This is a genomic window from Alcanivorax sp. (genome assembly GCF_017794965.1).
Classification (GTDB): Bacteria; Pseudomonadota; Gammaproteobacteria; order Pseudomonadales; family Alcanivoracaceae; genus Alcanivorax.
Genome location: NZ_CP051240.1, coordinates 476,992 through 496,495, shown reverse-complemented (window position 1 = coordinate 496,495; position 19,504 = coordinate 476,992). Strand labels below are relative to the sequence as shown.

The following is a 19,504-nucleotide window of genomic DNA, read 5'->3' as shown; positions in this document are numbered from 1 at the left end:
GCAGGCGGCCCCAGACTCTAGCATTGACGTTTAGTACAAGGACTCGATGGTATTATCGATCCAGCTGATGATGTACTGCCCATTTTCCTCACGGAAGGTCCCGTAAACGGTGCCATCCTTGCGAATATCACCTGTAACGGTTTCAGCACTATCATCGAAAACCACTGTCATTATCGTGCCTTCACCGTCTTCCAGCGTCGCGCTATTGCTACCGTCACCGGAATAAGGATAAATCACTTTCAGTGAATCACCGTCCCAGGAAAGATCCAGTGTCGCCTCACCCAGTGCGTAGCCACTACGCGCAGCCACCAGCTTGACATCCATTTCGGGCAGATTGGCTGACAGCTTCCCACGAGTTTCAACCAGGAGAGTGCCTTTCAGATAACGGCCTTCGGCATCGAAGTCCATATCTGACTCATCGAGGTGCGCGACAGCTGTGCCACTATCAGCGGGGAACAGGGATGTTCCGGAATAGTCATCGTAGAAATCATCCGGGCCCACCTGATACCAGCCTTCACCCGACACATAGGCACGCATACCATCCAGATACCAATCCGCGTCTGCGGTGAAGAAGTTACGAATATCGCTCTCGAAGCCCTCATCTCCGGAACTGATCCAGGCGATACACTCGAGACTATCATCCTCCCATCGGGTATAGATTGAACCCGCCTGCTCTGGGTCCGCACAATCTTCCTGGCTATTAATCCCCTCCACGACAATATTATAACCCGACACCCAATAACGGGTAGCACGTGGGCAATAGGCATCACCGGACGTCGAAACACATTCAGAGACAATCTCAAATTCTGTCCAGCCACCACCGTAGTCATTTTCCTCAAGAGAAAATGCTACCGTCGCCTGACTCTCACCTTCACTGATGGTGACCGTAAGAACCTCTGTCTCTTGATCAAAACTATAGCTAACGAGGTTCCGCTCAAACCCTTCCTGGTAGAAACCGAACTGGCTGACATTGGAAACCGTCAGCAACACATTGGCATCCAGACTGTTTCCGGTGCCTACCTCTTCGAACACACCATTCAACGCGAGCTTTTCAGGTACTGGCAACAGGACTTCCGGTACGGGGGCATTCAGTGACTGGTGCTTGCTGGACTCACGAACAACAACTTCCACCCCACCATTAAAGGTCATTTCGTTGTTGGACAGCTCCGCACTTACATCCAGTGCTATTCTTTTAATAGCATCTTCTGGCTCACTTTCGCCATCGTCGACAAAATTATTATTCAGCTCAACAACCAGGCCCGACCCTTCGCTTACCGTAAAGCTGGCAACATCTGGAAGCGCTGCCGAACCGTGAATGGAAAGCGTATTTACGCCCGCATTGAGCCCGATGCCGGATTCACCATCACCAATAACCGTAGGTAGCACAACGTTCATGTGAACCATCAACTGATCATCAGCGGTCGCCTCATTTCCATCCAGATCGAAGGTGGCTGATGTTACAGACCACTCATCACCACTGTTTTCAATGGTCCCTCCCACGAAGTGGGACACGAAGGCACTTTTATCAGCCTCATAATCCAGTTCACACTGATCAACAGCTTCTTGCGGGTAATAATACTGGCAGTCATTTTCGAAGGATGCGTCGTAGTATAGCGATGCAGCTTCACCAAGATCCGTCGTCAGATCTTCCCCATCGATAACCCCGCGGACAATCTGATCCACCAATACACCAGCTACCTCACCAAAGGTCTGAACCACCTTGCGGGTATCGGTATCCACATCATCAGCTACATTGCCAATCTTGACGATCAGGTTTTCGGAATTATAGGCCTCACTCTCTTCGTCAAGTTCGGCTTCAATGGCTTCAATTGCCTCAATGGACACTTTACGTGCGGTGGCCACCAGGGCTTTGGCTTTATCCAGATTGGACCCCAACGCCCCTTCAAACTCAATTTCTGGAGAGCAATATTCTGACGGAGCGTCTTCACTAAGGGCGACTTTAGGTTGCTGCTGCTCGCCACCTTCAAGGTCGCAAGCATTTTGCGCCCCGGACTGCGCTGCACTGGAGGCCGCAACTACATCGATCTCTTCATTACCCGCTTTTACCGCCGCTTCAACACTGGCAACACCCGCCACCAGCGCCTCAAGCGCGCTTTTGTCGACCTGGTTCGTCTCAAAGTTTCCGGACAATCCGCCCAGAACAGAGGCAATATCCGTTGCACCGCTTTGGGCCTGCTCCTCAATTGCTGCATTCAGCAACGCAAAGGTCAGCTCCTGAACCGAACCTCCGCTACCTTGCGTCAGGTCCACCGGCTTCACCTCACTGGGGTTGGCATCCAGCCCCAGCATGTTTTTCACAAAGCTGTTCGCTGCCGCAACCGCTACCTGGTCAGCCCCCGCGCCAGCCTTGTCGGCCACCAGCGTGGTGAGAGGGGTGATATGTGCACTCACGTTGGAGGCGCTGGAGTCAGCATGGATCACCGAGCGCAGCTCGTAATCCAGCGCATACTGCTCACCAAACTCGATAGTGCCGCTTTCATCAGCATCAATATCCCCATCTGCGGCCACGCCACAGCTGGCGACATCGCACGTTACCAGCGCATCGCCTGCTTCCGGTGCTTTCAGGGTCAGAAAGACCGTGCCCGAATAGCCATTCAGTTCAATGCTGTACGAGCCGTCTTCTGCGGTGGTAGCCGTACCGATCACGGAACCATCCGCTTTTTTGGCTTCCACAAGTGCCCCAGCGATAATGCCTTTTGCCGCCGTACCGCCAGCCTTGGCCGCCGGCGCTGCCGGACCTCCATTTCCGCCACTGCCACCACCACTGCTGCTGCCCCCGCCTCCGCAGGCCGCCAGGGCCAGAACGGCAAGACTCAATGCTGTTTTCTTAAACATGCCTTCTCCTTGGAAAGTACCGCAGGCCCCTTGCCTACGCCCCGATCGAATGATCCACAAGTATTAAATGTGAAACAGTTCTCGCCTAGCCTGCAGAAGCAGGTATGGCAAATGTCCTACACCAAGTGAATGATATCTCCTACACTGACGATCAAACTTTGAGCTAACCGGTAACAATGACCATGCACACGTATACCTACCCGCTTGCTTCCTGTGAGTCTTTCATCTTTCCCCCCTTTCCGTTAGCTTAGGCGCCATTCCGCCGGGGTCCGAGCGCCCCGCACACTTAACGACACTGCGGTCGGAGTTTATGAGCCAGTACATTTTCACCATGGACAAGGTGGGCAAGGTTGTCCCGCCCAAGAAGCACATCCTGAAAGACATCTCCCTGTCCTTCTTCCCCGGCGCCAAGATCGGCGTACTGGGTCTGAACGGCGCGGGTAAATCCACCCTGCTGAAGATCATGGCCGGGGTGGACAAGGATTTCCTGGGTGAAGCGCGGCCGCAGCCAGGCACCAATATCGGCTACCTGCCACAGGAGCCGGAGCTGGACCCGGAAAAGAATGTCCGCGAGATCGTGGAAGAGGCCCTGTCCGAAATCCTCGACGCCCAGAAGCGTCTGGAAGAGGTGTATGCGGCCTACGCCGAGGAAGATGCGGACTTCGACAAGCTGGCCGCCGAGCAGGCCAGGCTGGAAGCCATCATTGAAACCAGTGACGCCCACAACCTGGAGCGCAAGCTGGAAATTGCCGCCGACGCCCTGCGCCTGCCGCCCTGGGACGCCAGCGTGAAGAACCTCTCCGGGGGTGAACGCCGCCGTGTCGCCCTGTGCCGGCTGATCATGAGCGCCCCGGACATGCTGTTGCTGGACGAACCCACCAACCATCTGGATGCGGAATCCGTGGCCTGGCTGGAGCGCTTCCTGCACGAATTCCCCGGCACCGTGGTAGCGGTCACCCATGACCGCTACTTCCTCGACAACTCCTGTGAGTGGATTCTGGAACTGGATCGCGGTGAAGGCATCCCCTGGAAAGGCAACTATTCTTCCTGGCTGGAACAGAAAGAGCAGCGTCTGGAGCAGGAAGCCAAAAGCGAATCCGCCCACCGCAAAACGGTGGAAAAGGAACTGGAGTGGGTACGCCAGAACCCGAAAGGCCGCCGCGCCAAGAACAAGGCCCGGGTGGCCGCATTCGAAGAACTGGCCAGCCAGGAATTCCAGAAGCGCAACGAAACCCAGGAACTCTACATCCCGCCGGGCGAGCGTCTTGGTGAGCAGGTGTTCGAGCTGAACGGCGTTGCCAAGGAATTCGACCACAAGCTGCTTTACGAAGACCTGAGTTTCCAGGTGCCGCGAGGCGCCATTGTCGGCATCATCGGCCCCAACGGTGCCGGTAAAACCACCCTGTTCCGTATGTTGGCAGGCCAGGAAACGCCGGATAGCGGCGAGATCATCACCGGTGAAACCGTCCAGATGGCCTATGTGGACCAGAGCCGCGAAGACCTGGACGGTAACAAGACCGTGTGGGAAGAAGTATCTGACGGTAATGACATTCTCAAGATCGGCAACTACGAGGTGCCCAGCCGCGCCTATCTGGGCCGCTTCAACTTCAAGGGTGGCGACCAGCAGAAGCGGGTGGGCGACCTGTCCGGTGGGGAGCGCAACCGCCTGCACCTGGCCAAGCTGCTCAAGCAGGGCGCCAACGTGCTGCTACTCGATGAGCCCACCAACGACCTGGACGTGGAAACCCTCCGCGCTCTGGAAGAGGCCCTGCTGGCCTTCCCGGGCTGCGCCATCGTCATTTCTCACGATCGCTGGTTCCTGGACCGGGTCGCGACGCACATTCTTTCTTTCGAAGGGGATGCTAAAGTAGAGTGGTTTGAAGGCTCCTACACCGAGTATGAGGAATTCAAGCGTAAGCAGCTGGGTGACGAAGCCCTTCAGCCCAAGCGCATGAAGTATAAACGGATCGACGTCTGATCCGTTGGCCTGCCCTCAGCCAGCGCTGCGGGGCAGGCCATGAGCCAGCAGCAGAAGGAAATGCTCATGACAGAACGGCGCAGGGTCAACCGCATCGACTTTGATGGTGAGGCGACGCTGCTTTTCCAGCAGGACCGTTTCCCGGTGGAATTGCAGGATTTATCGGTCATGGGCGCCCGGATTCACAGCGAGTCCGCTCTGGCTCTGCCCGATGCCTCTCCCGTTTCACTGACAATACTCCTCGAAGACTCCGATATTTCTCTCACCCTCCCCGGCAGAGTCAAACGCCAGGAAGGCCGGGATATCGGAATCATGTTCGAGAAACCCTCTGTCGACGACATGCAGCATCTACGCCGTCTGGTGATGCTCAACGAGGGGGATGAGGGCGATGACAATCCTGCCAGCCTGCTAAGCCCGGAGCACTGATCCTTTGAGCCCTGATGCACCTGAATTCATCGCACGGCTGAAAGAGGGTGACCGCAATGCTTTCAGCCTTCTGGTCAAACAACATCACCATTACCTCCTTGCCACCGCCCGCTCCCTGCTCTCCCCCGCCGATGCTGAAGAAGCCGTTCAGGATGCATGGATCTCCGCACACCGCGCCATCGGCAAGTTTGAAGGGCGCAGCCAACTTCGCACCTGGTTAACCCGCATTGTCATCAACCAGGCCCGCATGATGCTCCGCAAGCAGGGCCGTGAAATCCAGTTTGATCCCGGTGACGACAATGACCCCCTCGCCCACCGCTTTCGTGAAGGCGGCCACTGGGAACAGGGTCCTCGGCAGTGGGACCTGGACGGGCCGGACTCCCTGCTCACCCGGGACGAATTGCGCCATTGTATGACCAAGTGCCTGGACAGCATGCCGGAGAACCAGCGCCTGGTACTGGAACTGCGCGATATGCAGGGGCTGGATTTCGATGCCATCTGTAACATGCTGGATATCAGCGCATCCAATGTACGTGTGTTACTTCATCGCGCCAGAGCCCGATTATTCGAGCTGGTGGATCATTTTCAGGAGACAGGCGAGTGCTGAAATGCAAAGAGGCAGTGGAGAAGGCCAATGCCCTGGTAGATGGCGCGCCACTGAGCTGGCGTGAGCGTTTCGCTCTGCGCCTGCATCTGCTCATGTGTCATCACTGCCGTCGGTATCTGCGCCAGCTACGGGCGCTGGTGATTTCCTTGCACCGGTCGCCGCCCAACGCGGCCAGTGATGAAGCCGTAGAGCGCGTGATGGACAAGCTGGACAGCAACCCCTGACTCACGCGTTCTTCACATCTGCTGACCACTATTACCAGCAAGCAATGCAATTTTTATCATCCTCGTCCCCGCCCTGAACCTCTACCATGACAGCCTTGGCACCAAGGTCACGACGAGCATGCCCTCAACCCACCGCCACAATGCCGGACCTTCGGGAGACACCCTATGCGAAACGATGTACAGGATTATTATGGCAAGCACCTGCAATCCAGTGAGGACCTGCAGACCAATGCCTGCTGCGACCAGGAGCCCCCTGAACATCTCAAGCCCCTGTTGGCCCAACTGCACGACGAAGTGATCACCCGCTACTATGGCTGCGGCCTGGTTGCCCCCGAGCAGCTCGACGGCATGCGCATCCTCGATCTGGGCAGCGGCTCCGGCCGTGATGTCTACCTGCTTTCCGCCCTGGTAGGCGAAGCGGGTGAAGTGGTTGGCGTGGACATGACCGACGAGCAGCTGGAGGTAGCCCGCCGTCACCAGGACTATCACCGGGAGCAGTTCGGCTACGCCACCAGCAATGTCCGTTTTCTCAAGGGTTATATCGAAGAGCTGGATCAGCTGGACCTGAAGGATGGCTACTTCGACATCATCATCTCCAACTGCGTGATCAACCTGAGCACCGACAAGGCCAAGGTGCTGCAAGACGTGAAACGGCTGCTCAAACCCGGTGGCGAGTTCTATTTCTCCGATGTCTATGCGGACCGTCGTGTACCCGCTGCCCTGGTTAACGATCCGGTACTTTATGGTGAATGCCTGTCCGGCGCCCTGTACTGGAATGATTTTCTCAATCTGGGCAAGCGCAGCGGCTTTGCCGATCCGCGCCTGGTGGAATCCCGCCGGCTCACTATCGAGAACCCGGCCATCGAGAAAAAGCTCGGCAACATCCGCTTTTACTCTGCCACCTACCGGCTATTCAACATCGAGGGGTTGGAGCCCGCCTGTGAGGATTATGGTCAGGCGGTGATCTACAAGGGCACTATGGAAAACTGCCCCCATGCCTTCCTGCTCGACGATCACCACATCATCGAAACCGGCAAGGTGTTCCCGGTCTGCGGTAATACCTGGCTGATGCTGGAAAAAAGCCGCTTCGCCGAGCACTTTGAATTTATCGGTAACTTCAAAACCCACTACGGGATCTTCGAAGGCTGCGGCTTGAATGTGCCGTTTAAAGACAACGAGGAAGGCGGCGCGGCCAGCTGCTGCTGAAACATTCTCTACGTAGGTAACCACGCCTGGAGGGATGAGTTGAAAGTTCAAAGTTTAAAGTTTAAAAGCGCGACTGGCGTAAAGGTGCCATCTGACAAGCGCCTGAGCCGCGCCGGAACCTTACAGGCAAAAACCTTGCGCAATTGCACTTTGAAGGCATTACTCAACTCAGTGCCTTGATCGCGGGCATGACCGGTCAGCTCAGTACGCCCATGCCCGCGTTTCAACTTTAAACTTTGAACTTTCAACTCACTCACCCACATCGATAGCCAAGGAAGCCCAATGAACATCAAAAAAGCGCTGTTGTTTATCATCATCGCCGCGCTGATCGCCAGCTACTTTATTTTCGATCTGGGTCAGTTCTTCAGCCTCGCTTATCTGAAGGAGCAGCAGGGCGCCTTTGATGCGCTGTACGCCGACAAACCGGCCTTGGTACTGGGTGCTTTCTTTGCCGTGTATGTGGCGGTTACCGCCCTGAGCCTGCCCGGCGCCGCCATCATGACCCTGGCCGCAGGTGCCCTGTTCGGTTTCTGGATAGCACTACTGCTGGTGTCGTTTGCCTCCAGTATCGGTGCCACCCTGGCCTTTCTCGCATCCCGCTTTCTGTTCCACGACACGGTGCAGGAACGCTTCGGCGAACGGCTGAAAAAAATCAATCAGGGCATTGAAAAGGAAGGCGCTTTCTATCTTTTCACCCTGCGTCTGGTGCCCGCCTTTCCCTTCTTTGTCATCAATCTGGTCATGGGCCTCACCCCCATCAAGACCCGCACCTTCTACTGGGTCAGCCAGGTGGGCATGCTCGCCGGCACCGCCGTGTATGTGAACGCTGGCACCCAGCTGGGCCAGCTGGACAGCCTCAGCGGTCTGCTCTCCCCGCAACTGTTGGGCGCTTTCGTGCTACTGGGCATTTTCCCGTGGATCGCCAAGGACATCATGGCCAGACTTCAGGCCCGCAAGGTCTATCAGGGCTGGAAGAAACCGAAACAGTTTGACCGCAACATGGTCGTGATCGGCGCCGGTGCAGCAGGGCTGGTCAGTTCCTATATCGCCGCCACGGTGAAAGCCAAAGTCACCCTGATCGAAAAGCACAGGATGGGCGGCGACTGCCTCAATACCGGCTGCGTGCCGTCCAAAGCCCTGATCAAGAGTGCCCACCTGGCCTACCAGGAAAAGCAGGCGGACAAGTACGGTTTCGACAGCATCAAGACGGATTTTCGCTTCAGCAAACTGATGAGCCGGGTCCAGCAGGTGATCGCGGATATCGAACCCCACGATTCGGTGGAACGCTACACCGGGCTGGGCGTGGAATGCCGTCAGGGCGAAGCGCGTATCGTCTCGCCCTGGGAAGTGGAAATTCGCAACGGTGACCAGGTGGAAACCCTGACCACCCGTAGCATCATTATCGCCTCTGGTGCTCGCCCCTTCGTGCCGCCAATCCCCGGCATCGAAGACATGGACATCCTCACCTCCGACAACCTCTGGCAAATAGAGGAACAGCCCAAACGATTGCTGGTACTGGGAGGCGGCCCCATCGGCTGTGAGCTGGCCCAGACCTTTGCCCGGCTGGGTAGCCAGGTCACCCAGGTGGAAATGCTGCCGCGCATCATGATCCGCGAAGATGAGGAAGCCAGCGCCATCGTCACCCGTTCACTGGAAGACAGCGGCGTGCAGGTGCTCACCGGTCACAAGGCGGTACGCTTCGTCCAGGAGAATGATGAGAAGGTGCTGTACGCCGAGCATGACGGCAAGGAGATTGCCCTGCCCTTCGATCAGGTGCTGGTGGCCGTGGGCCGCAAGGCGAACACTGACGGGCTGGGCCTGGACGCCCTCAACCTGCCCACCGCACCCAACGGCACCATCCAGACCAACGACCTGCTGCAAAGCCGTTACCCCAATATCTACGCCTGTGGCGATGTGGCCGGTCCCTACCAGTTCACCCACACCGCTGCCCATCAGGCCTGGTATGCCGCCGTGAACGCCCTGTTTGGTTTCCTCAAAACATTCAAGGTGGACTACCGGGTAATCCCCTGGTGCACCTTCACCGACCCGGAAGTCGCCCGCGTGGGCATCAATGAACAGGAAGCCATCGAGCAAGGCATCGAGCACGAGGTGACCCGCTACGGTATCGACGATCTGGACCGGGCCATTGCCGACAGCGCCGCCGAGGGCTACGTGAAAGTGATCACCGCCAAAGGCAGCGACCGGATTCTCGGCGTCACCATCGTCGGCCAGCATGCCGGCGACCTGATTGCCGAGTATGTCCTCGCCATGAAACACGGCATTGGCCTCAACAAGATCCTCGGCACCATCCACATCTACCCCACCATGGCAGAAGCCAACAAGTTCGCCGCCGGCGAGTGGAAAAAAGCCCGCAAGCCGGAAGGGTTGCTGCGCTGGGTGGAAAAGCTTCATGCCTGGCGGCGCTAGCAACGGAGAGTCGAACCTGGATCATATTGACAATCATTATCACTGGCACTACCGTGCACGGCATCTTACATTCCTTACGAACAACCCGGGAGAGTTGCCGTGCCCCGTTTGCGCCATCTTGGCTTGCCTGTATCCCTGCTGACCCTTGCCGCCTCGCCGCTGACTTTCGCTGAAAGCAATCAGCTGGAAGCGGTGACCGTTTCCGCCACTCGCTCCAACAGTGAAGTAGGCAAAACGCCGCAAAAGATCACCGTGATCAGCAAGCAAGAGATCGAGCAGCAGCTGCGCATGACGTCGGACCAGTCCCGGGTACTCAGCAACCTGATCCCCTCCTACACCCCGAGTCGGCAGAAACTGACCAACTCCGGCGAAACCTTCCGTGGCCGGGCCCCGCTGTTCCTGATTGACGGCATTCCCCAATCCAACCCACTGCGAGATGGCTCACGGGATGGCTACACCATCGACCTGTCCATGGTGGAGCGTATCGAGGTGATCCACGGTGCCAGCGCCGAACATGGCCTGGGTGCCACCGGCGGGATCATCAATTTCGTCACCCGCCGCCCTGAATCCGGCACCGTGAACCAGCACATTGGAGTGCAAGCCACCGCCCCCACCAACGACATTAAATCCGACAGCCTCAGCTACAAGGTGGACTATCGCGTTGATGGCATGGCCGGCAACCTGGATTACCTGCTGGGCGTCAGCTATGTGGACCGCGGCATGTTCTACGATGCGGAAGGTGACTACATTGGCGTGGATGGCACCCAGGGTGACATCATGGATTCGCAGAACGGCGACGTATTCATCAAGCTGGGCTACTGGCTCACTGACGAGCAGAATATCGAGCTGTCCGTGAATCGCTTCGAGCTGGAAGGCAACCACGACTATGTGTCCGTGGATGGAGACTGGGCCAACTGCATTCCCACCACCTCAGAAAAAGGCTCCCCTGAAGGCGACGCCCCCATGAACGAGGTGACAACTGCGGGCCTCACCTACACCCACAGCAACCTGGGTGGAAACCACTTCACTGCGCAGCTCTACAGTCAGACTTTCAAGGGCCGCTACGGCGGCGGCACCTTCAGCACCTTCCAGGATCCGGCCTACGGCCCGGACCTCTACGACCAGTCCCAGAACGAATCCGACAAGATCGGTGGCAAGCTGACCCTGACTCGCGATGGCCTGCTGGACAACCACCTGAAGCTGACCACCGGCCTGGATGTATTGCAGGACGAGACCACCCAAATCCTGGCCCAAACCGGCCGTGAATGGGTACCGGAAACCCAGTTCCGTAATCTGGCTCCCTTCCTGCAGGCCGAGGTCAACCCGATGGACCAGCTGATTCTGCAAGCGGGTGTTCGCTATGAATACGCGGAACTGAAGGTAGACGATTTCAACACCCTGGCCTCCTATGGCAGCCATCAGGTGGAAGGCGGCAATCCCGATTTTGATGAGACCCTGTTCAACTACGGGCTGGTGTTTCAGGCCACCGATAACACCCAGCTGTTCGCCAACTATTCCGAAGGCTTTGGTATGCCGGATGTGGGCCGGGTGCTTCGTAGCATCAATATCCCCAACCAGAACGTGGAAGACTTCCTCGATCTGCAGCCTATCCTTACCGACAACACCGAGATTGGTATTCGCCTGAATGGCGAACGCACCCACTTCCAGATCAGCCACTTCAGCTCCGACTCGGATCTGGGCCAGCGTCTGGAAAACAACGGCGGGGTATTTGAAGTCAAACGTGAACGCACCGAAATTCAGGGCATCGAAGCGGATGCCGGCTGGCAGATCAATGCGGCGCACGCAGTGAATGCCACCTATGCCCATACTTCTGGCAAGTACGACGATGACGAGGACGGCAAGGTCGACACCCGCCTCGACGGCAACAACATTGCCCCGGACAGCTTCCAGCTGCGCTGGATCGCCCAGTGGACCAGCAAACTGGACAGCCAGCTGCAGGGCACCCATTACTTCAACAAGGATTTCGAGGGTGACACCAATGACTTCTCGGCCTATCAGCTGGTTGACCTGAGCCTTGGCTATGACCTGCCCAAGGGGGAACTGACCGCAGGCGTGGAAAACCTTTTCAACGAGAACTATTTCACCTACTACGCGCAGGCCGCCACCACCCGTGATGATCGTAACTTCAAGGGTCGTGGCCGCACCTTTACCCTGGGATACAACCTGGATTTCTAAGCCAGCATTGCGCTGCAGGCGGCCACCGGCTGCCTGCAGGCTTTCCAGGTCACACAGTTATCATGCGCTCACTGCTGTTCACCCTGCACAAATACACCGGCCTGACCGTGGGCATACTGCTGGTTATCAGCGGCCTTACCGGTAGTCTGCTGGTGTTTCACGATGCGCTGGATGAGCAACTCACCCCTGCCCTGATCACCGAAGGCAACAGCCTGGCGCCACTCAGCGTGGTGATCGCCAACGCCGAGGCCGCCACCGGTAAAACGGCCCAGCGTATCGATCTGTCGCGCCAGCCCGGCAGCCCTCACACCCTGCGCTTTGCCAAAAACCCTGACGCCGCCGGTCCGTTGCAGGTGAGCGTCTCCCCCCATTCCGGCGAAGTCCTCGCCGTGCGTGACTGGGGGCACTACCCCATGACCTGGCTGTACCGGCTGCACTACACCCTGCTGGCCGGCAATAACGGTAAGATCGTCGTCGGCATTCTTGGGCTGTGCCTGATCGGGTTCTGTGTGACCGGGGTGGTGCTGTGGTGGCCAGCAGGAAAGCGCAAGGGAAAGTGGAAGCGCAATCTGACCGTGAAACGCGGCGCTGGGCGCTATCGCCTGCATTTTGACCTGCACCAGGTCACCGGCATCTACCTCTTTCCGGTGCTGCTGGTCATTGCGTTCTCCGGGGTCAGCCTGGTGTTTGGCAAACAGGTCAGTGCCATCGTCGGCACCGCCCTGACCATACAGGAACGGCCCTCCCCTTCTTCCCGCCCCGTTGAAGGAGCGCCACTTTCAGCCGACGACGCCATCGCGCTGACCCTGAAGCAGTTTCCCGACGCCACCCTGCGCCGGCTCTATCTGCCGCAAGACCGCCCCGGCAGTTATCGTGTTGCCTTCACCCTGCCCGGGGATGCCTGGCAGGAGTATGGCGCCAACAACCTGTGGCTGGATCAATACAGCGGCGATCAACTTGCCCTCTGGCAAGTCAGCCAGCTGCCCGCCGGCAGCCAGTTCATGACTTGGCAATTTCCCCTGCACAACGGGGACGCTTTGGGTCTTGGCGGTAGACTGATCGTCCTGTTAAGCGGCCTTGCTCCAATGCTGTTCTTTATCACTGGCAGCTACCTTTGGTGGACCAAGCGTCAGTTAAAGCGCAAAGCAGACCAACGGCGCAAGCCTCACTCCTGATACAAAACAGCGCTCATCCGGTCTGCTCTCACTATCGCCCCCCGGATACCTCCTTCGTGATACGCTGACATAATCCGCCACTGACGACAGCGTTTGGAACAGGGCAGAGCCAGCGACAACCCCGTACCATCACGTGATCAAGAACAGAGAATTTGGATATCAAAGAACACACCCTCGGGAGGCTCCATGAAATACTTGTTGATCCCGCTGCTGTTAATCTGCAGCGTCGCTCATGCCTTCGACCACAGTCGCTGGGATACGCTTCTCGATGAGCATGTCACCCCCCTTCGCGGTGGCGTGGCCACCGCCGTAGACTATGCTGCCATTGGCCGGGATCAGGAACGCCTTGATGCCTATCTGGAGAGCCTTTCTGATGTATCCATACAGGGTTTCAAGGATTTCAGCCGGGATGAAAAGCTGGCATTCCTGATCAATGCCTACAATGCCTACACCATCAAACTGATACTGCTTGAGGACATTCCGGATTCCATTCGCGACATTGGCAACTTTCTTTCCGGCCCCTGGGACAAGGAATTCATCGTCCTCCTCGGCAAGGCACGCACCCTGGACGAGATCGAGCATGAGATGATTCGCGGCAACCCGGAACTGATGGATCCTCGTATCCACTTCGCGGTGAACTGTGCCTCCATCGGTTGCCCGGCGCTTCGCCCGGAAGCCTACACTGCGGATAAACTGGATGCACAGCTGGAAGACAGCACTCGAAAGTTTCTCAGCGACAAGCAACGCAATCGCTACAACAGCGAACGCGGGGCGCTGGAAATCTCAAAGATTTTTGACTGGTACGAAGACGATTTCGAAGACGCTGCCGGCAGCTTGGCGGCGTATCTGCTGCCCTACGCCGAGGAACTCGGTGTTCCTCAGAACAAACGCAAACAGATGAAAGATGACGACATGACCATCCGCCACCTGGACTACGACTGGGCACTGAACAAACAGTAAGTACGCTGGACGCTGGACGCTGGACGCTGGACGCTGGACGCTGGACGCTGGACGCTGGACGCCAATGATAAAACCGTAGGGCGGAAATGGGCGCAAGCCCATTTCCGCCCATTTCACAAAGCCCTCAAAAAAACCGCTAACGAAAAAATTGAGGAGCAAGCTTTCCGGCCCCTTCGCTCAACAAGTTGAGTTCCTACAGACCCCGGCTACGATAGTAATGCAATTGCCAAACGTTTCAGGTTTCGCTGTTAACTATTCACTATTAACTGTTAACTATTAATTGCCGTTAAAGGTACTCGAGCGCCTGCGCCACATTGCTTACGCCGATCACCTCTACCCCATCGGGCAGATTCCGTGGCAGATTGGCTTTCGGCACGATGGCTTTCTTGAAGCCGTGCTTCACCGCTTCGTAGAGTCGTTCCTGGCCCTGGGGTACCGGACGAATTTCTCCGGACAACCCCACTTCACCAAACACCACCAGCTCACGCTCCAGAGCGCGATCGCGAAAGCTGGACACTATCGCCAGCACCTGGGCCAGGTCGGCGGCGGTTTCAGTGACTTTGACGCCACCCACCACATTCATGAACACATCCTGATCACCTACCTGAATACCGCCATGACGGTGCAGCACCGCCAGCAGCATGGCCAGCCGGTTGCCCTCCAGGCCCACACACACCCGACGAGGGTTACCGAAATGGGAGGCATCCACCAGCGCCTGCAGCTCCACCAGCAAGGGACGGGTGCCTTCCCAGACCACGGTCACCAGTGAGCCGGACGCAATTTCGTCGGCACGATTAAGGAAGATTGCTGAAGGATTCTTCACTTCCTTGAGGCCCTCACCGGTCATGGCGAAGACTCCCAGCTCATTCACCGCCCCAAAACGGTTCTTCAAGCCGCGCAGGGTACGAAAACGGGAATCGGTGGACCCTTCCAGCATCAGCGAGCAGTCGATCATATGCTCCAGCACCTTGGGGCCGGCCAGGGTGCCATCCTTGGTAACGTGGCCCACCAGCAACAGCACGGTACCGGTTTGCTTGGCAAAGCGGGTGAGGGCCGCCGCACATTCGCGCACCTGGGCCACACTGCCCGGCGCGGACTGCAACGCCGTCAGGAACATGACCTGGATGGAGTCCACCACCAGAATACGCGGCTGCTCCTTTCGGGCCAGCTCCAGAATCTGCTCCACATCGGTTTCTGCTGCCAGTCGCAGCTTATCCTTGGGCAGCTTGAGACGATCGGCACGCATGGCCACCTGGGAGAGAGATTCCTCACCGGTGATATAGAGGGATTTCTGGCTGCCTGCCAGTTTGCAGAGCATCTGCAGAAGCAGGGTCGACTTTCCCGCCCCCGGATGACCACCAATCAGAATGGCAGAGCCTGGCACCAGGCCGCCGCCCAACACCCGGTCCAGCTCACCCATGCCCGAGCCAATGCGCGGGGTTTCCTCCAAAACGATGTCATTCAAATTCTGGACTTCGGAAAGCTGGCCACTAAAGCCGCCACGACTGCCCGCCCCTTTCGACGACGGCGTCGCCGGATCATGGACGAATTCCTGCAGGGTATTCCAGGCACCACATGAGGGACACTGCCCCTGCCATTTCGGGGTATCGGCACCGCAATCGGTGCAGACAAAAGCGATTTTTTTCTTGGCCATGGGAACCCAGTTGAAAGTTCAAAGTTTAAAGTTGAAACGTGGGAAAAGCCGTGCCGAACTGACAGGCCATGCCCACGATTCATGATTGGAGTTGAACAAAGGATTCAAAGTAAAGCGCCGTTTTTTTACTCGGGAGATCGCGGCGCGGCGCTTGCATCCATCGTGTGGCAGCCAACTGATCTTCGCGCCTTTCAACTTTAAACTTTGAACTTTCAACTCAACCCACTTCCGATCGCCCCACCGACATCGCCCACAGCAACCTTCGGATCAAACAATAACGCGTTCCGGACGGCTGGTGATCTGGCAGAACAATTCATAGCTGATGGTGCCGCAGGCTTTCGCTACCGCGTCCACATCCACCACATCGCCCCACAACTCCACTTCATCGCCCACATGGGCCTCAATGCCGTTGAGGTCGATGGTGAGCATATCCATGGAGACTCGCCCAACCAGTACCGTGGGTTCGCCATTGATGGCCACCGGGGTACCGCTGGGGGCATGCCGGGGATAGCCATCGCCATAGCCCACCGCCACCACACCCACACGTCCCGCCTCAGCGGCGGTCCAGGTGGCACCGTAGCCCACTGACTCACCGGGCTGGATATCGTTGATGGCGATCAGACGTGCACTGAAGCGATGACTCGCTTGCAGACCGATTTCGGCGGCACGCTGCCAGGTAAATGGCGAGGAGCCATAGAGCATGATGCCCGGGCGAACCCGCTGAGCGTGTGATTCCGGGTAGCGAATCAGAGCAGCAGAGTTGGCCGCCGATAACGGCAGACCCAACGTATCCGCCACCTCCCGGGCCAGCATCAGCTGGCGTGAAGTGCGTGCATCCTGCTCGTCATCGGCACAGGCGAAGTGCGTCATCACGCCCACCGGCTTCATGCCCGCCGCCGCCAACTGCTCGGCGGCCTGAAGAGCGATGGCAGGACGCAGTCCGAGCCGGTTCATGCCGGTATTCAGTTTTAGCCAAAGGCGGTCGGCACCAGGATTGTCCAGCAGCATGGCCACTTGCCAGGGGGAGTGCACTACCAGATCCAGGGATAGCTGGCGCGCCTCCAGTAACTCCTCCCGGTCGAAGCAGCCTTCCGCGACCAGAATTGGCGCACCGATACCCGCCTCACGTAACTGACGAGCCTCTTCCAGCAATGCCACGCCGAGGCCATCCACCTGCGCCTGCATGGCGTTGGCCGCATTGAGCAGGCCATGGCCATAACCGTTGGCCTTGACCATGGCAAAGACCTCAGTATCACCCGCCAACTGCTTCGCCCGCCCAGCATTGTGAGCGAGAGCCGCATTTCGAATTTCGACCCGAGTGCCACGCATAATTAATGCCGCCTGAAGCCAGATGCCTGACGCCCGACGCTGCTCACTGTTTTCGCGTCAGGCGTCAGGCATCCGGCGTCCAGCGCCTTATTCATCCATTGCTGCCAGCTGGGCATAGTATTCCGGCGCCAGATCATCGAAACGCGAGAACTGACCCTGGAAGGCCAGGCGGACGGTACCGATGGGGCCGTTACGCTGCTTGCCGATGATCACCTCGGCCACACCTTTTTCGTTGGTGTCCTTGTTGTACACCTCGTCCCGGTACAGGAAGGTGATCAAGTCGGCGTCCTGTTCGATCGCCCCGGATTCACGAAGATCCGACATCACCGGGCGCTTGTTGGGGCGCTGTTCCAGCGAGCGGTTAAGCTGGGACAGGGCCAGCACCGGGCAGTTCAGCTCCTTGGCAATCCCTTTCAGGGAGCGGGAAATTTCCGAGATTTCGTTCACCCGGTTATCCACCCCGGGCACCTGCATCAGCTGCAGGTAATCCACCATGATGCAGCCAATTTCGCCACCACACTCCCGGGCCACCCGGCGGGCACGGGCACGCATTTCCAGCGGGCTCAGGGCCGGAGTGTCATCAATATAGAACTTCTGCTCACTAAGCATGTGAATGGCGGAGGTAATGCGCGGCCAGTCATCCTTTTCCAGGTTACCGGAACGCACCGAGGTCTGGTTGATACGCCCCAGGGAGGCGAGCATCCGCATGACGATGGAGTCCGCGGGCATTTCCATGGAAAACACCAGCACCGGCTTGCCGGCCTTGATGGCCACGTTCTCACACAGGTTCATGGCAAAGGTGGTCTTACCCATGGAAGGACGACCGGCAATAACCACCATATCCGAGGGCTGCAGACCACCAGTCATCTTGTCCAGTTCATCGAAGCCGGTGGTCACACCGGTGATAGCGCTCTTGTTCTTGTAGAGCTCATCAATCCGGTCCACGGTCTTCTTGAGCACCGTCTTGATATCCTGGGGCCCGGAGCCTTTCTTCTGCTGCTCGGCAATCTCGAAAATGGCGGATTCTGCCTTGTCGAGAATCTCCAGCGACTTGCGGCCTTCCGGGTTGAAGGCGCTGTCCGCCACATCGTGGGACACATTAATCAGCTGCCGCAGGATACTGCGCTCGCGGACAATCTCCGCGTAGGCGGTGATGTTGGCCGCACTGGGGGTATTTCGGGCCAGTTCAGACAGGTAGGTCATGCCGCCGATGTCTTCCAGCTGACCCAGCTGACCCAGCGCCTGGGATACGGTCACCAGATCACAGGGATTCTCTTCCTCCACCAGCTGGGCAATCACCTCGAAGATCTGACGGTGGGCCTTGCGGTAAAAATCCCGCGCCCCCACCCGTTCGGCCACATCATCCCAGGCACTGTTGTTCAGCAACAGCCCCCCCAGAATCGCCTGCTCCGCTTCCACGGAATTGGGCGGTATCTTCAGGTTTTCGGGAAGATGTTTATCCAGTGATACGGGTTCGTTCATTGGGGATACCAGCACTCAGGGGGCTATGAGTTGAAAGTTCAAAGTTTAAAGTTGAAACGCGACCAAGGCACGCAGCAAACGTGAAAGCGGGAGGATCGCGACAAACGGCACCCAGCCCTCCAGACCAACTCAAGGCTGACCTGCTCTTTTGAACTTTAAACTTTCAACTTTCAACTGCTCTTCAACGAAAAAGGGCACTGCCCTCGCGGACAATGCCCTGATTCTGTCACCGTGCCCCGCGAGGGGCAAACCGGTTGTCAGTTACTGTCGATTACTCGGCAGGAACCACAGCCAGCTTGATGGTCACGGTCACGTCGGCGTGCAGAACCACGTCGATTTCGAACTCACCGGTCACGCGCAGAGCGCCGTGGGGCAGCTTCACTTCCGCTTTCTCTACTTCCACGCCAGTGGAGGAAGAAATGGCTTCAGCGATGTCGCGGGTACCCACAGAACCGAACAGCTTGCCTTCGTCACCGGCCTTGGCGGCGATGGTTACGGTGGCTTCGTTCAGCTTCTCGGCACGTTCCTGAGCGGCGCCCAGCTGCTCGGCAGCGGCTTTTTCCAGCTCGGCACGACGGGCTTCTACTTCGGCCAGGTTGGTCTTGGTGGCCGGCAGCGCCTTGCCCTGAGGGATCAGGAAGTTACGGCCGTAGCCGGAACGTACGTCAACCACAGCACCCAGGTCGCCCAGGTTCTTGATAGTTTCCAGCAGGATCACTTGCATGATAGTAGTCCCCTCGGCTTAGCTGTCGTGGCTGTCAGTGTACGGCAGCAGCGCCAGGTAGCGGGCCTGCTTGATAGCAGAAGCCAGCTGACGCTGATAGCGTGCCTTGGTGCCGGTGATACGGCTGGGCACGATCTTGCCAGTTTCGGTGATGTAGGCTTTCAGGGTGTCGAGATCTTTGTAATCGATGTACTCAACACCTTCCGCGGTGAAGCGGCAGAACTTGCGGCGGCGATAAAAACGGGCCATTGGATATCTCC

Annotated in this window: 15 protein-coding genes; 9 read left to right on the top strand and 6 right to left on the bottom strand. The window is 57.8% G+C overall.

The window, feature by feature from the left end; translation table 11 throughout:
* Positions 1-30: 30 nt before the first annotated feature.
* A complete protein-coding gene (locus HF945_RS02210; protein ID WP_290524142.1) occupies positions 31-2,856 on the bottom strand; it encodes a hypothetical protein in 2,826 nt (941 codons plus the stop codon).
* A gap of 310 nt (positions 2,857-3,166) precedes the next feature.
* Between HF945_RS02210 and ettA the strand changes: the two genes are divergently transcribed.
* From ettA to HF945_RS02165, 9 genes are all read left to right on the top strand, one after another.
* Positions 3,167-4,834 (top strand): energy-dependent translational throttle protein EttA, encoded by a 1,668-nt coding sequence (gene ettA / locus HF945_RS02205; RefSeq protein WP_290524141.1) that lies wholly within the window; start codon positions 3,167-3,169, stop codon positions 4,832-4,834.
* 66 nt (positions 4,835-4,900) lie between these two features.
* Positions 4,901-5,260: a PilZ domain-containing protein gene (locus HF945_RS02200; RefSeq protein ID WP_290524140.1), complete on the top strand. Its 360-nt coding sequence runs from the start codon at positions 4,901-4,903 to the stop codon at positions 5,258-5,260.
* 4 nt (positions 5,261-5,264) lie between these two features.
* Positions 5,265-5,867 carry a sigma-70 family RNA polymerase sigma factor gene (locus tag HF945_RS02195; protein WP_290524139.1) on the top strand — a complete coding sequence of 201 codons (603 nt, stop codon included), beginning with the start codon at positions 5,265-5,267 and terminating at the stop codon, positions 5,865-5,867.
* Positions 5,861-6,091 carry a zf-HC2 domain-containing protein gene (locus HF945_RS02190; protein ID WP_290524138.1) on the top strand — a complete coding sequence of 77 codons (231 nt, stop codon included), beginning with the start codon at positions 5,861-5,863 and terminating at the stop codon, positions 6,089-6,091. Before HF945_RS02195 ends, HF945_RS02190 begins: the two co-directional genes overlap by 7 nt.
* A 165-nt stretch (positions 6,092-6,256) precedes the next feature.
* Entirely contained in the window at positions 6,257-7,297 is a 1,041-nt protein-coding gene (locus HF945_RS02185; RefSeq protein WP_290524137.1) for a methyltransferase domain-containing protein, read from the top strand.
* Positions 7,298-7,579: 282 nt separating this feature from the next.
* Entirely contained in the window at positions 7,580-9,724 is a 2,145-nt protein-coding gene (locus HF945_RS02180; protein ID WP_290524136.1) for a bifunctional TVP38/TMEM64 family protein/FAD-dependent oxidoreductase, read from the top strand.
* A gap of 99 nt (positions 9,725-9,823) precedes the next feature.
* Complete coding sequence (locus tag HF945_RS02175) at positions 9,824-11,920, top strand: TonB-dependent receptor (RefSeq protein WP_290524135.1); 2,097 nt, start codon at positions 9,824-9,826, stop codon at positions 11,918-11,920.
* Positions 11,921-11,982: 62 nt separating this feature from the next.
* Positions 11,983-13,095 carry a PepSY-associated TM helix domain-containing protein gene (locus tag HF945_RS02170; protein ID WP_290524134.1) on the top strand — a complete coding sequence of 371 codons (1,113 nt, stop codon included), beginning with the start codon at positions 11,983-11,985 and terminating at the stop codon, positions 13,093-13,095.
* Between the two features lie 186 nt (positions 13,096-13,281).
* Positions 13,282-14,055, top strand: coding sequence for a DUF547 domain-containing protein (locus tag HF945_RS02165; RefSeq protein WP_290524133.1), 774 nt, complete (start codon positions 13,282-13,284; stop codon positions 14,053-14,055).
* A gap of 286 nt (positions 14,056-14,341) precedes the next feature.
* On the opposite strand, the gene radA is transcribed toward HF945_RS02165, so the two are convergent.
* The 5 genes from radA to rpsR all read right to left on the bottom strand — a co-directional run bounded on the left by radA (position 14,342) and on the right by rpsR (position 19,493).
* Entirely contained in the window at positions 14,342-15,709 is a 1,368-nt protein-coding gene (gene radA, locus HF945_RS02160) for a DNA repair protein RadA (protein WP_290524132.1), read from the bottom strand.
* 267 nt (positions 15,710-15,976) lie between these two features.
* On the bottom strand, positions 15,977-17,038 hold the full coding sequence (alr, locus tag HF945_RS02155; protein ID WP_290524131.1) for an alanine racemase: 1,062 nt from the start codon (positions 17,036-17,038) through the stop codon (positions 15,977-15,979).
* An 87-nt stretch (positions 17,039-17,125) separates the two neighbouring features.
* Positions 17,126-18,520 (bottom strand): replicative DNA helicase, encoded by a 1,395-nt coding sequence (dnaB, locus tag HF945_RS02150; protein ID WP_246970107.1) that lies wholly within the window; start codon positions 18,518-18,520, stop codon positions 17,126-17,128.
* Between the two features lie 271 nt (positions 18,521-18,791).
* Entirely contained in the window at positions 18,792-19,244 is a 453-nt protein-coding gene (rplI, locus tag HF945_RS02145; protein ID WP_246970110.1) for a 50S ribosomal protein L9, read from the bottom strand.
* A gap of 18 nt (positions 19,245-19,262) precedes the next feature.
* Positions 19,263-19,493 carry a 30S ribosomal protein S18 gene (gene rpsR / locus HF945_RS02140; protein ID WP_022983792.1) on the bottom strand — a complete coding sequence of 77 codons (231 nt, stop codon included), beginning with the start codon at positions 19,491-19,493 and terminating at the stop codon, positions 19,263-19,265.
* Positions 19,494-19,504: the final 11 nt, after the last annotated feature.

Coding starts and splice junctions, on each gene's coding strand:
- rplI (WP_246970110.1), bottom strand. CDS start 19,244: ATGCAAGTGATCCTGCTGGAAACTATCAAGAACCTGGGCGACCTGGGT.
- alr (WP_290524131.1), bottom strand. CDS start 17,038: ATGCGTGGCACTCGGGTCGAAATTCGAAATGCGGCTCTCGCTCACAAT.
- radA (WP_290524132.1), bottom strand. CDS start 15,709: ATGGCCAAGAAAAAAATCGCTTTTGTCTGCACCGATTGCGGTGCCGAT.
- dnaB (WP_246970107.1), bottom strand. CDS start 18,520: ATGAACGAACCCGTATCACTGGATAAACATCTTCCCGAAAACCTGAAG.
- HF945_RS02210 (WP_290524142.1), bottom strand. CDS start 2,856: ATGTTTAAGAAAACAGCATTGAGTCTTGCCGTTCTGGCCCTGGCGGCC.
- HF945_RS02165 (WP_290524133.1), top strand. CDS start 13,282: ATGAAATACTTGTTGATCCCGCTGCTGTTAATCTGCAGCGTCGCTCAT.
- HF945_RS02200 (WP_290524140.1), top strand. CDS start 4,901: ATGACAGAACGGCGCAGGGTCAACCGCATCGACTTTGATGGTGAGGCG.
- ettA (WP_290524141.1), top strand. CDS start 3,167: ATGAGCCAGTACATTTTCACCATGGACAAGGTGGGCAAGGTTGTCCCG.
- HF945_RS02170 (WP_290524134.1), top strand. CDS start 11,983: ATGCGCTCACTGCTGTTCACCCTGCACAAATACACCGGCCTGACCGTG.
- HF945_RS02185 (WP_290524137.1), top strand. CDS start 6,257: ATGCGAAACGATGTACAGGATTATTATGGCAAGCACCTGCAATCCAGT.
- rpsR (WP_022983792.1), bottom strand. CDS start 19,493: ATGGCCCGTTTTTATCGCCGCCGCAAGTTCTGCCGCTTCACCGCGGAA.
- HF945_RS02180 (WP_290524136.1), top strand. CDS start 7,580: ATGAACATCAAAAAAGCGCTGTTGTTTATCATCATCGCCGCGCTGATC.